10 protein-coding genes are annotated in these 12,885 nt (G+C 41.0%); 5 read left to right on the top strand and 5 right to left on the bottom strand.

The window, feature by feature from the left end:
• Nucleotides 1–83: 83 nt before the first annotated feature.
• The 4 genes from HWV01_RS14430 to HWV01_RS14415 form a co-directional block, all read right to left on the bottom strand.
• Nucleotides 84–539 carry a MarR family winged helix-turn-helix transcriptional regulator gene (locus HWV01_RS14430; RefSeq protein ID WP_211672206.1) on the bottom strand — a complete coding sequence of 152 codons (456 nt, stop codon included), beginning with the start codon at nt 537–539 and terminating at the stop codon, nt 84–86.
• Entirely contained in the window at nt 502–1,530 is a 1,029-nt protein-coding gene (locus HWV01_RS14425) for a DUF2955 domain-containing protein (RefSeq protein ID WP_211672205.1), read from the bottom strand. The genes HWV01_RS14430 and HWV01_RS14425 overlap by 38 nt, the downstream gene beginning before the upstream one ends.
• Complete coding sequence (locus HWV01_RS14420; RefSeq protein WP_211672204.1) at nt 1,530–2,579, bottom strand: HlyD family secretion protein; 1,050 nt, start codon at nt 2,577–2,579, stop codon at nt 1,530–1,532. Before HWV01_RS14420 ends, HWV01_RS14425 begins: the two co-directional genes overlap by 1 nt.
• Before the next feature lie 190 nt (nt 2,580–2,769).
• Complete coding sequence (locus tag HWV01_RS14415) at nt 2,770–3,375, bottom strand: TetR/AcrR family transcriptional regulator (protein ID WP_211672203.1); 606 nt, start codon at nt 3,373–3,375, stop codon at nt 2,770–2,772.
• A 276-nt stretch (nt 3,376–3,651) separates the two neighbouring features.
• Here HWV01_RS14415 and HWV01_RS14410 point away from each other — a divergent pair, with 276 nt between their 5' ends.
• Genes HWV01_RS14410 through HWV01_RS14400 form a run of 3 tightly spaced genes read left to right on the top strand, consistent with a single transcriptional unit; the run spans nt 3,652 to nt 8,423 of the window.
• Nucleotides 3,652–4,875 (top strand): efflux RND transporter periplasmic adaptor subunit, encoded by a 1,224-nt coding sequence (locus HWV01_RS14410; RefSeq protein WP_211672202.1) that lies wholly within the window; start codon nt 3,652–3,654, stop codon nt 4,873–4,875.
• 2 nt (nt 4,876–4,877) lie between these two features.
• On the top strand, nt 4,878–8,033 hold the full coding sequence (locus HWV01_RS14405) for an efflux RND transporter permease subunit (protein WP_211672201.1): 3,156 nt from the start codon (nt 4,878–4,880) through the stop codon (nt 8,031–8,033).
• A gap of 15 nt (nt 8,034–8,048) precedes the next feature.
• A complete protein-coding gene (locus tag HWV01_RS14400; RefSeq protein ID WP_211672200.1) occupies nt 8,049–8,423 on the top strand; it encodes a hypothetical protein in 375 nt (124 codons plus the stop codon).
• A gap of 100 nt (nt 8,424–8,523) precedes the next feature.
• Here HWV01_RS14400 and HWV01_RS14395 read toward each other — a convergent pair whose 3' ends face one another.
• Entirely contained in the window at nt 8,524–9,786 is a 1,263-nt protein-coding gene (locus HWV01_RS14395) for an NRAMP family divalent metal transporter (protein ID WP_211672199.1), read from the bottom strand.
• Nucleotides 9,787–10,463: 677 nt separating this feature from the next.
• Between HWV01_RS14395 and HWV01_RS14390 the strand changes: the two genes are divergently transcribed.
• The gene (locus HWV01_RS14390) at nt 10,464–11,921 is read left to right on the top strand and encodes a hypothetical protein (protein ID WP_211672198.1); all 1,458 of its coding nucleotides are present in this window, start codon (nt 10,464–10,466) and stop codon (nt 11,919–11,921) included.
• Nucleotides 11,922–12,207: 286 nt separating this feature from the next.
• The gene (locus HWV01_RS14385) at nt 12,208–12,855 is read left to right on the top strand and encodes a hypothetical protein (RefSeq protein ID WP_211672197.1); all 648 of its coding nucleotides are present in this window, start codon (nt 12,208–12,210) and stop codon (nt 12,853–12,855) included.
• The last annotated feature ends 30 nt before the right edge of the window (nt 12,856–12,885 follow it).

Genomic DNA, 12,885 nt, shown 5'->3' with positions numbered 1-12,885 from the left:
AGGGCGGTGATGTAAGTCATCATTAAAGCGTAATAGTAGCAGTATAATGTATTGATACATATAAGATCAGTGTAAATATTGAGTTACTCAATACACACACCTTCTTGTACCAGTTTTTTGCATATTGACAGCAACTGATCACATTCACTACTGCTTAGTGGTGAGTAGAATTCTGCAATTGACGCATGCAGCATAATATCTGCATTTGTTTTGGTCGTGAGGCCGTCGGCAGTAAGGGCGAGATAGCGGGCTTTTTTATTTTCATCACTTTTGTGTACTTCAATAAGCCCACGTTTAATGCAGTTATCAACTAAACGTTTGGTTACCGAACGTTCTCGGTGCAGTGCGGTTGATAGGGTTTGTTGCGGTACTTTACCCAGATAATCTAATACCCGTAATGCGCCTAACATCTCTAGTGTTATATCAAATTCGGTAGTGAGTTTTTGATTCGAAATTGTGCGGAACTGCTTATAAGCGAGTCCCATCATAAAGGCTACATTCTCATTTAATTCTGGGATTAGGGTGATTTGCTTGCTCATGTTTGTCTCGTGAAATGGTTAACCGATAACCAATAAATAAGATAGTCAACGTGATAAAGAGTTGCCACGCACGTAAAAACGTATTGTCTAAACCAAAGCTATTGTTGCCCATATAAAGTTGGATTGGCAGTATCGTCGCTAATAACGTATCGGCATGAACACCACTGGTAAACCCGGTTGTTGATAGCATACTGCTCGTCAGTATAAAGATAATGCTACCAAGTGATAATGCATAAAATCCGAGCGTACTTTGATGGCCAGCCATCAGAAAGATAAATATACCAGCAATAGCACAACCTGCAATTTGAGTGATAAAACGCTGCTCTACAAGCTCAATGAACGTGCCGCGATTAAACTGAATCGCTGCTGCAATCACAGGTACCATGCAAAACGTAGCGGGTAACATATCCACAATCAGCAACAAGGCTAAACCAGAACCGATTAAAGCTAAAGAGACCAATCTGTGGCCGTACGTTACTGGCTGGGGTTTAAACTGAGGTAGTTTACCCAATTTAGATACAGGAAACAAAGTAATCATCAACTTTGTCACTGCAGCCGAAATCGCCATTGCGGCAAAGCATTCACGGAGCATACCTGGCATATCAAAATGACCGCTTTGCGAAAATATCACCATCAATACCCAGTGAAAACAAGGTAGTATCATTTTAGCTAATTTAATCGGTGTATCAGCCCGACGTCGTAGCTGATCGAAAAAGAGTAAACTGATCGTCCAAACGATAAAGGGATGACCATAAAATAGCTCACTGACAAAGACGGCCAGTGCCGCAGATATAAGCGAGGGGGCGAGAGCCCGTGACATCGCCAGCCAAGAGAAGTCTCTACCTTTGGTAATTAACATGGTTGGATATAAAGCCAGATAAACTGGGGTATTAAAGTTAAGTATTTTACCCAACACCATACACAAGGTAATTGTGAAGGTGATCCGCAGCGCCTCTTGCAGGTTACTTTTCGGCTTGAGTGACCGAGACATTAATAAATATATCTAAAATAAGAAACAAAGGTGATCCAGCTGTAACCGATAGCGGACAGCAGGCTATTACTATTTTGTACGATAACACTGGCTTTTGCGCCTGACATTAATGCGGTATCAATTCCCTCAACTTGTATACGAGTACGTATTTTTTGTTGTTCGCGGATCCAACGATTATCATTCTTCACCGTTGATAGTTGATTTGTTAAATTAGAGGCATCATAAATGGCGCTATCTTGGTTTAACAATGTGCCATTAAATACCTGCCCCGGGATAGCATCAAATACGACCGCGACTTTAGTACCTGTACCCAGCAAGCTCATTCCTTTTTCATTAAAATCAGCGCCAAGCCAACTACTGGACTCATTAACTAAAAATAACGCCACCGAGCCCTTTGCCACATAACTACCCACCTGCAATTGCAGGTTACTTACTGTACCTTGGCTTTTGGCTTTTACGTCAGTATTAGCAAGCGCAAGTTTGGCTTGATCGAGTTTGGCTATGGCAAACTCAATCTCTGCAGTATCGTTGTGATCTGAAAGCGTCGATTTAATACGTTGGATCTCTGCCTTTGCAATTGCCACTGCACTTTTAGACAGATTAAAACTGAGTTGTACATCTTCAACGTCTTGCTGAGTAATAAGGCCTTTATTAAACAGTGATTGATAACGTTGTAACTTGGTATGTGCATTGTTAGATTCAGCTTGACGCTGATTTAGGGTTTGCACTGCTGATGTCAATGTTTGTAACTTCGACGAGTTGGCTTCTTGTGCCAAATGTAGTTCCGCTTCAGCTTGGCGCACTGCTAGCTTATACGCTGCTTTGTCTAAAGAAAATAAACGCTCGCCAGTATGCACCTGTTGGCCGTTCTCGACATAGACTTGAGTGATTACACCTGTTACTTCAGGCGCAATATTGGCCACATTTTTATGCAAACTCGCTTGAGTCGTAAAAGGAAGAACATTGTCAGAGGTGACCAAAAATGCAGAAAAGCCAATGGTAATCGCCAAAACGGCATAGATAATAGATTTATAAACGATATGTTTCACTTTTGTTGCTCATACAACTAAATAGGACGTTTGATTATACATCCTTTTGTTGCAGGAGCAACAAAAAGTAAAGCGGGTATAGAAAAAGAGTGAATGAGTGAAATAAGACATTAGGAGGGGAGGCGTATCGCTGATCTGGCGATACGAAATCGTGATTAAGTATTATTGTCGCTATTGTCGTCGAATAAAATTACTCTAATCCGGGGAAGTGACTGAGGGCGAGATCGGCGATGTTCTGTAATTCTGCTGCACTGATGCAGTTCGTTGCCTGAATCGTCATACCCTGAATAATTGTTGCTAAGTATTGAGCAAGTGATTCTGCACTGTACGCCGTGGTCAAATCCCCTTGTTGTTGGGCAACTTCCAAGCGTATTTTTAATTCGTGTTGATGATTCCGGCGGCGATCAATCAATGCTTGTCTTACTGATTTACAGGCATCACTCCCCGTTAACGCACTTTGAATAAGCATGCAGCCTTGTGGGTTAGTGTGATCAGCTAAACTTTGCGCCGCACCATTGAGCATGGCTGTAATAACCGCTTTGGCCGTCGCTTCTTCTAATGCGGGGCGGAAATAACTACAAGGTCTTTGTTCATATAAATCAACTGCTTTAAGGAACAATCCTTCTTTATTACCAAATGTTGAATACAGGCTTGGCTTGTTGATCCCCATTGCTTGTGTGAGATCACTGAGTGACGCACCTTCATAACCTTTAGCCCAAAATACCGCTAATGCCTTCTCTAAGACGTCATCAACATCGAAGCCTTTAGGGCGACCAACGCAACTTGTTTTAGACATATTTTTTAGACCTTTTATTACCTTTATTTATGCGCATAGGATAGACAGAGTGTTGTCTTCTGTCCAGTGTCTTTACAGACGAAAACTATTGACTCTATTTGAAAAATATATAACATACCGATCGGTACATAATAATTTGTACCGGTCGGTACGTTACAGTTCATATCAATTGGTATGTAACGATAGACCAATGCAGTGCAATAAGCGCGATATCGACTGACACTAATTATCTTGATTTGCTGATTGCAAAACAGTGTAACGAAGGGACACCATCACATGAGAACAAGCAATATATTCCGCACATTCATGATCACTAGCTTAACAGCGCTGGTATTAACCGCATGTGGTAGTGAACAATCGCCACAATCCCAAAGTCGACCAGCACCCAAAGTGAGTGTTGCTAAGGTGATAAACGAGCCTGTCACGGAATGGGATGAATTTACTGGCCGCTTAGAAGCACCTGAACAGGTCACCTTGATCCCTCGGGTGTCTGGTTATATCAATTCAGTGAATTTTGATGAAGGGGCCTTAGTGAAAAAAGGCGCTATTTTATTTCAAATCGATCCTAGTGTTTTTGCGGCAGAAGTACAGCGCTTAAAAGCGAAATTAAGCAGTGCGACAGTGGCAGAGACGTTGGCGAAGAATGATTATCAACGCGCGTTTAAATTATATAAGAAAAACGCTGTGTCAGAAGAGTTAATTGATACTCGCCAAGCGAATATGCATCAAACCACGGCGGAAGTCGCCTCGGTTAAAGCCGCGCTAATGAGTGCCGAACTCGATCTTGCTTATACCCATGTTAAAGCGCCGATTTCGGGACGTGTGTCTTATGCCAGTGTGACGACGGGCAACTATGTGACCGCGGGAAAAACACAGTTAACCAGTCTTGTATCAACCGCGCATATGTATGCCTATTTTGATGTTGATGAACAGACTTACCTTAAATATGTGCAGTTAACGGCGCAGCATAAACGTAATGATCAACGTTCTGATGGTAACCCGGTATTTATGGGGCTGGCGAATGAAAGCGATTTTACTCATACCGGTGTGATTGATTTTGTTGATAATGCGGTTAACCGTAACACGGGTACGATCCGAGTCAGAGCACGCTTTGCGAATCTAGACAATGATTTGTTACCGGGACTATTTACTCGATTACGTATTGCAGGCAGTGCAACTTACAGTGGTATTTTGATTGACGACAAAGCCATTGGTACTGACTTAAACAACAAATTTGTGTTAGTGGTCGGTGCTGACAATAAACTGCAATACCGTGGTATTTCACTGGGTGAAAAAGTGCAAGGCCTGCGGATCGTGACACAAGGTTTATCTGCTGAAGACAAGATTGTGGTAAATGGACTGCAAAAAGTACGTCCAAATATGGTAATCGAACCGAATATGGTTGAGATGGCCACACCCGATAGTTTATCGGCATTACGCCATGATCAAGCAGTATTAGAGCAAGCGCGCGAATTAGTATTAACACGAGTAGCGAGATAAATATGTTTTCTCAATTTTTCATTAAAAGACCCATTTTTGCAGCGGTGATCTCATTGCTGTTTTTTATCTCGGGGGCGATATCCGTTGGTTTAATGCCGATCACTGAATATCCCGAGGTGGTACCACCAACCGTGGTTGTATCGGCAAGTTATCCGGGGGCGAATCCTAAAGTGATTGCCGAAACGGTCGCGTCACCCTTAGAGCAAGCCATTAACGGGGTGGAAAACATGTTGTACATGTCTTCACAAGCCACCTCGGATGGTCTGTTAAAATTAACGGTTACGTTTGAGATCGGCACCGATGTTGATAAGGCGCAAAGCCAGGTTCAAAGTCGTGTTGACCGTGCGGCACCGCGATTACCTGAAGAGGTACAGCGTTTAGGGGTTGTCACAGAAAAGTCATCACCGGATTTAACCATGGTGGTGCATTTAACTGCGCCTGATAACCGTTATGACATGTTGTATTTATCTAACTATGCAGCATTAAATGTAAAAGATGAATTAGCGCGTATCGAAGGTGTCGGCGCGGTAAACTTGTTTGGAGCGAGCGAATACAGTTTACGTATTTGGTTAGATCCCAATAAAGTGGCTTCGTTGGGACTTGCACCAGCAGATATTATAAAAGCGGTACGTGAACAGAATAAACAAGCGGCAGCCGGTAGTTTAGGTGCGCAGCCAAGTGGTGCAGATTTTCAGTTACTGATTAATGTGAAAGGGCGTTTATCGACGCAAGAAGAATTTGAAGACATTATTATTCGTGTTGGCGAGCAGGGCGAGATCATCCACTTAAAAGATGTCGCGCGTGTTGAGCTTGGTGCGCAAACGTATGCACTGCGTTCATTACTTGATAATAAAGAAGCAATTGCGATGGGGGTGTTCCAAGCATCTGGCTCTAATGCAATTCAGATATCGGATGATGTACGCGCTACCATGGCTCGTTTGTCACAGAACTTCCCAGATGGTCTAGAATATTCAATTGTTTATGACCCAACGGTATTTGTACGTGGTTCGATTGAAGCGGTAGTGAAAACCTTGTTTGAAGCGGTACTACTTGTGGTGTTAGTGGTCGTGTTGTTTTTACAAACATGGCGTGCTTCTATCATTCCATTAGTTGCGGTGCCTGTGTCGTTAGTCGGTACGTTTGCATTCATGTATATCATGGGTTTTTCATTAAACGCTTTATCCTTATTTGGGTTGGTGTTAGCCATTGGTATCGTTGTGGATGACGCCATTGTGGTGGTTGAAAACGTCGAACGTAATATTGAAGAGGGTCTTGACCCTGTTGCGGCAACGCAAAAAGCCATGAAAGAAGTAACCGGACCGATTGTGGCAACGACGTTAGTACTCGCTGCGGTATTTATTCCTACTGCATTCATGAGTGGTTTAACAGGGCAATTCTATAAGCAATTTGCGTTAACGATCACTATCTCGACCTTTATTTCGGCCATTAATTCACTGACATTAAGCCCAGCATTGTCGGCGTTATTGTTAAAAGGCCGCGATGAGCCGAAAGACAGATTAACCCGTGTGATGGACAAACTATTAGGTGGTTGGTTATTTACCCCGTTTAACCGTTTGTTTAATCGTGCCTCGGAACGCTATACCTGGTTGGTGCGTAAAGTCATTCGTTTTGGCGGTATTATCGGTATCTTGTATTTTGGTTTAGTGGCGTTAACGGGTGTGCAATTTTCGCAAACACCGACTGGTTACGTACCAGGACAAGACAAGCAATACTTGGTGGCTTTTGCCCAATTACCTGACGCTGCATCGTTAGATCGTACCGATGCGGTGATCCGTAGAATGTCCGATATTGCCCTTGATCATCCAGGGGTATTACATTCGGTGGCATTTCCTGGATTAAGTATTAACGGTTTCACTAACAGCCCTAACTCAGGTATTGTTTTTGTTACCTTGGATAAGTTTGAAAATCGAACAACGGCTGATTTGAGTGCGAATGCCATAGCCCAACAACTGAACGCAAAATTTGCCGGTATTGAAGATGCTTTTATTGCCATCTTCCCCCCACCGCCAGTACAAGGGCTTGGGACGATTGGCGGTTTCCGATTACAAATTCAGGACAAAGCCAATTTAGGGTATGAAGCCTTGTATAAAGCAACGCAAGCAGTGCAATATAAAGCGTGGGCAACACCCGAACTGGCCGGGGTATTTTCAAGTTATCAAATCAATGTACCACAACTTGATTTAGATATTGACCGTACTAAAGCCAAGCAACAAGGGGTATCTTTGGACCAGGTATTCCAAACCTTGCAAACCTATATGGGCTCGAGTTACGTGAATGATTTTAACTTGTTTGGCCGAACCTACCAGGTGAAGATGCAAGCCGATGAATCCTTCCGACAAACACCGGAACAAGTGAGTCAGTTTAAAGTACCTAATCAACAGGGTGATATGGTGCCATTGGGTTCATTTATTACCATTACGCAGTCATCAGGCCCCGATCGTGTGATGCGCTATAACGGTTATACTACCGCCGAAATTAATGGGGGACCAGCATCGGGTTTCAGCAGTGGTCAGGCGCAAGCGGCGATTGAAAAGATCCTCGATGAGACCTTACCGATTGGTATGAGCTATGAGTGGACTGAAATTACGTACCAGCAGATCATCGCAGGTGATACTGGCATGTTCGTGTTCCCATTGATTATCTTGTTAGTATTCTTGGTATTAGCAGCGCAATATGAAAGCTTGAGTTTACCATTGGCGATCATCTTGATTATCCCGATGACGATATTATCTGCAATCAGTGGGGTACTTCTGTATGGCGGTGATAACAACATCTTTACTCAAATAGGCTTGATTGTATTAGTCGGACTGGCCACTAAAAATGCGATTTTGATTGTTGAGTTTGCCAAAGAAAAGCAGGACTCGGGTATGGATACGATGGATGCAATTTTAGAATCTGCAAGGTTACGTTTACGGCCTATCTTGATGACGTCGTTCGCTTTTATCATGGGTGTTGTGCCTATGGTGTTGTCAACGGGTGCAGGCTCAGAAATGCGTCAGGCAATGGGCGTTGCTGTGTTCTCTGGTATGATAGGTGTGACCGTATTCGGTTTAATTCTGACTCCGTTGTTCTATTACGCGTTAGCAAAACGCGGTAAGCGGAGTAGCATCGAAAATAATACAGCGTTAATAATATAAGAAGGGTAAGTCGTTATGAGAAGGTATTTGTTGGTATTGGTGCTGACATTATTGAGTGGAAGTGTATTTGCTAGTACCAAGTATGCTGTTGAAGTAAAGATTGAGGATGGTGGAAAGCTCATGGTGTTTCCTCGGTTTGAATTGTCAGAAGGTCTGTGGGCTGGCTCTAAAAATCAAAACTGTCGATATAAAGGTAAGTTAACCAAACACGTTGATGGTTTGCTTCTTAACGGTTCTCTGCAGTGCACATCTCCTGAAGGGGACTTTAGTTATAATACTCCCGATTTCGTGTTAGAGCCGAAAGGTGGTAAGGCGAGTATAGAAATGGGTGATAATGAAGAAAACGTGTGGAAGTACGCTATTGATGTGACGGTACTAAACCAGATGTAATAGTACTATTTTACTTCTATATAATGACTACCTATGATTGATGTAAACATTATATCAATCATAGGTATAGAGCCTTTGGTTACCAACATTCGTTAGTTTTTTACATTATCCACTTCCACCAAATAAACACCACTAAGAAGCTGAACAGATAAATCAAACCCGCCCATGAAAGCACTTTCATGCTAGTGGTGAGTTTTAACGCTTCTGGTAGCTCTGCTTGTGTCACTAAACGATAGTTAATCAATGCAAATATCGGGGTCGTCATAAATGCCAACACCATCGCAAAATTCAGCATAGCCATTAATGATGACGTAAAGAATAATAAGATAGCCAATGCACAAGCACTGATTGCAACCATCCACACTTGGTGATATTTACGTTGATCAAGTGGTTGCTTGGTGATTAACAAGTGCGACTCTGCTAATGCGCGCGAGTAGCCATCAATGACGGTGATCGTACTGCCAAATATACAAAAGAAGGCTACTAGTGCGATTAAGTTACCTGACCACTCACCAATCGTTTGTGCATACATGCTCACCAACTGATGTGAAAAGCCAATACCTGAATTTTTTAATTCAACCCCATTACCATGGAGTACCAGTGCGCCGAGCATCACAAAAGCAACAGCAAGTAATGCGGTACCTATATAGCCGATATTAAAATCAAATAATGCTGAATCTGGCGTTACCCGTTGTTCTTTTTGCTGGTTCTTCAGCCACAGCGAGGTAATACTTGAAATCTCAATCGGTGCTGGCATCCAACCCATCATTATTACGATAAAGCCAATCGCTGATACTTGCCAAGGAGAAGGGCTAACATAATCAGCAGGAGCAACCGCACCTTGATTCAGCGCTATCACCACAGCTGCCACGGTCGCAACAACCAGTACGGCCATTATCAGTTTAGAAAGCTTATCAAGTGCTTTAAAATGACCCGCAAGTAAGATGGCGAGGCATACCGCTAGCACAATTGCTGCAAGTGTGGTTAACGGCAGTGACCAGGGTAAAAAGTAACCGAGTAGGCTGGCACTAAAGAGTAACAGTGCCGAGGTATTCACAATCCCAGAAATGACATTGAGCCCAGTATAAAGCCATAAATAACCCTTACCTAATTCGCTATAGCCTTGAATCAAGCTTTTATTGGTCCCTAATGTGTATTGTATTCCTGCACGAAAAAAGGGATATTTGAATAAATTTACTAGTAAAATTAATCCAATTAGTTGCCAGCCATAGGTTGCGCCTGCCTTTGTTGATGCAACTAAGTGAGAGCCGCCGACGGCCGCGGTTGCCATCATAATTCCTGGACCTAAAGATTTGATTCTTTGTTGCCATACACTTGTTGTCGCTGGTAGCGTTGTTTGCATTATCACATCCTGTTGATTTTAATGTCATTGTTGTTAGTGTAACGGATTTAAAGCGTTATCGGTGTCATTATTATTGAAATAATAATACAGTTATCACTATTTCAAATTATTTAGTGGGTTGTGTAAATGTTCTGAAATAATATATTAGGGTATATTGCAAGAGGAATAGCTAAAAATCGTTACCTATATCATACATACTGTTGACTATGTGATTATTCCTGTCACTGTCGCTAATGTATAGGTTAAAATCAGCAGCATTATGCTAGTGGCAACGCCATTATCTTAAGTTGCTCAATGTCATAATAATACTGTAGGGTCGTGGATAAGTTTTGTGATGAGAATGAATTGTGGGTACCAGTTATTTGGATAGGTATATTTACCGAATAATTATATAAGCTGTTGCTGTTTTCATATTTTAAAGATGTTTATTAGTATATTGCATTTTAAACTGTTGTCATAAGCGGCATGTTGCGGTCGTTATTTGAGCATTGGTAAGCGAAAGTATGTGGGCGTAGAGTTATAGTTTTATACATGTTAATTTGTTTTAATAATAATTCTATAAACTGGCAATGTCTTTAATGAATGGAAATTGAGTGGTTATTCTTCTCACTGAAAAGTTACCTAGAAGTAGCTAAGTAGAAGTATTATTTTATTTATTATTGAGGTGTTTTAAACAAATGAGCGATATAATGGGAACTGGTCCGCATACCAGTAAAGTTAGGGATGATAAAGGCGAAGACTTGAGTAAACATAGTCGGTTTTTACGTAAAATCGCTTGGTTAGTTGAGATTATCGTTGTATTTATCGGTCTTTGTATTTCAATATCATTAATGTCAAGTGGTAATGATTTGTCCAGTACATTCACATTAGCTGCGCCTTTTGTGATGATCTCGTTGGTGGAATTAACCAAGATCCCTTTTGTGATCGGACTTTGGCATTCACGTAAATCATTCGTTATGTACCTGTTGATCATTAGTTTCTTGTGTCTGATCACATTTGAAACCTTACTTAATGGTTTTGAACGCGCTTTTTCATCGATTAATAGCCAAATTAACCTCAGTGAAATTGAGATCAGTAAAATTGAAAACCAGATTAAAATTAATGAAGAAAATATTGAAATTGCATTGCAAGACTACAATATTAAAACCCAACAAATTGACAACGATACCACTAAGGTCAATTCAAACTATAAATCGCAATACGCCAGTGAAGTAAGACGTAATAAGCGCTTATCAAAAAACATTCCACAGTTAAGTCGTGCTCTAGCAGCAAAAAGAGAAGAGTTAATTCAGCTTAAAGTTGAAAAGTCAGAGCTGCTACAAGAACTATCACAGAAGAAAGAGCAGCGCTTTAAGTCATCGATGGAACGTACTCAAGGTAACGCTGATTTAGTTCAATCCGAACGTAACCGTTTATTGGCTCAGCTTGATAAGCTGAATGCCGACAAGGTTGTTGCGTTAGATGATTCGAATTTCTTTACTTCAGCAGCAGTGAAAAAAGATTACGATGAAAAGATCCGCCGTGTTGAAACTCAGCTTAACAAAATTAATAACAACACCATAATTGTTAAGGACAACAGCCCTGATTTAGAGTCTGTTCAATTCCTTGACGATTATTATTCGGACTTACTTGGATTGAAAGATGACATGATCCAGCAGAAAAACGAAGAGGTGAAGCAACTTCGTCGTAGCTATAAAAATGCGGTGAGTGCGAGTAATAGTAATTTAGCGGTTAAACAAAGAGAACTGGCTAAGGATAAAACCACAGCGTTGCGTAACTTAGAGATTAAGCGTGATCAAGCAGATGTTCAGTTCTTAAATGAGAAAGACTACATCAAAGATATTAAGCAAATGAATATGAAGTTACGTTATGATATTCGTGTGATTGAAATAGAAGCGAACACACTGGCGTTATCTAATCAGGTTTATCGTATGGCTTCTTATATTGATAATGTTGACCATTATAAAGAAGTGAAAACGGAAACCTTAACGCTTGTTGGTTTGGTCTGGTTTGGTTCGTTAGCCTTAATCGGTTCGATCACGGGTATTGCGTTGACTTTATCTGGATTACACCTGAGTAGCCTTGCAAGAAAGCGTGACAAAAAAACAAAGGTATATTTTGATAGCGAAGCATAAGTAATACGACTAAACGTTATTGATATAAACGAAACCTGCACAATTAATATGAATTGTGCAGGTTTTTTTATTTTTAATGGGTTGGATTAATCGGGCATTACAGGGGTTAGATGAGTAGGTTGTTTGTTGAACAATACTGTCAATTAAGCATCACTTTTTTCTTGTCTATTATTAACATGATGCCTATAAAGAGATGATTATCTATTTTAAAGCGTAATGTTGAACAGGCCGTGCATTTTTATCCCATAATATTCTAATGAGTTGAGGGTATGAAAGGGGAATAATCATGATCCAACCGACGCACGGCAATGATGACATTTCAAACATCACGGTGTTATCATTTATTGAACCACATCCATTATTCGTTGATATTGCGAATAATGACGATATCGATATGCAATTCATTACGGCGCAAGATGTAATCGCGCATGATGTCAATTTACTGCAATCAGATTTGATTGTTGCTATTTATCAGCAAAAAAATGTCAATCAACTTGGTTATCTTTCTCGACGTAAAATTATTGAGGATAATTATATTGCGACTATTTGGTTGAATATCGATGAGCTTGATAAACGGGATAGTTTAACCGCATTACGGTTTATTAATCATATGGCGACAGTGCTGAATAAAAATCAGCTGCTTAAATTTAATATCAGTGATATTTCGTCATTGGTGTCACATTCTAAATCACTCCGTTTTTTTGAAACATCTTGCGAAGAGAACCTATTGAATCTTGCTGCCAACGATACGATAGCGGATTCTGCCGCGATGATTATTGTAACGAAAGATCCCATTTCAATACGAAAAATAAACGCAGGGTTTGAGGTTATAAACGAGGTTTTTGAGCACAAGGTGCCTTGTTTTTACGGGGTGCATATGTCGCCGAAGTACAATGCTAAGCACACTTATCTGTATCTCGTTGGTGAGCGCTAAAGTTATCGCTATCAAGAGGCCAAATTAGTA

The organism is Moritella sp. 5, from assembly GCF_018219455.1.
Classification (GTDB): domain Bacteria; phylum Pseudomonadota; class Gammaproteobacteria; order Enterobacterales; family Moritellaceae; genus Moritella.
The sequence above is the reverse complement of the archived record's forward strand: the minus strand, read 5'-3'. Positions and strand labels throughout refer to the sequence as shown.

Excerpts from the sequence above, each read along its gene's own strand:
- HWV01_RS14430 (WP_211672206.1), bottom strand. The coding sequence starts at position 539 with ATGAGCAAGCAAATCACCCTAATCCCAGAATTAAATGAGAATGTAGCC.
- HWV01_RS14425 (WP_211672205.1), bottom strand. The coding sequence starts at position 1,530 with ATGTCTCGGTCACTCAAGCCGAAAAGTAACCTGCAAGAGGCGCTGCGG.
- HWV01_RS14415 (WP_211672203.1), bottom strand. The coding sequence starts at position 3,375 with ATGTCTAAAACAAGTTGCGTTGGTCGCCCTAAAGGCTTCGATGTTGAT.
- HWV01_RS14410 (WP_211672202.1), top strand. The coding sequence starts at position 3,652 with ATGAGAACAAGCAATATATTCCGCACATTCATGATCACTAGCTTAACA.
- HWV01_RS14405 (WP_211672201.1), top strand. The coding sequence starts at position 4,878 with ATGTTTTCTCAATTTTTCATTAAAAGACCCATTTTTGCAGCGGTGATC.
- HWV01_RS14400 (WP_211672200.1), top strand. The coding sequence starts at position 8,049 with ATGAGAAGGTATTTGTTGGTATTGGTGCTGACATTATTGAGTGGAAGT.
- HWV01_RS14395 (WP_211672199.1), bottom strand. The coding sequence starts at position 9,786 with ATGCAAACAACGCTACCAGCGACAACAAGTGTATGGCAACAAAGAATC.
- HWV01_RS14390 (WP_211672198.1), top strand. The coding sequence starts at position 10,464 with ATGAGCGATATAATGGGAACTGGTCCGCATACCAGTAAAGTTAGGGAT.
- HWV01_RS14385 (WP_211672197.1), top strand. The coding sequence starts at position 12,208 with ATGATCCAACCGACGCACGGCAATGATGACATTTCAAACATCACGGTG.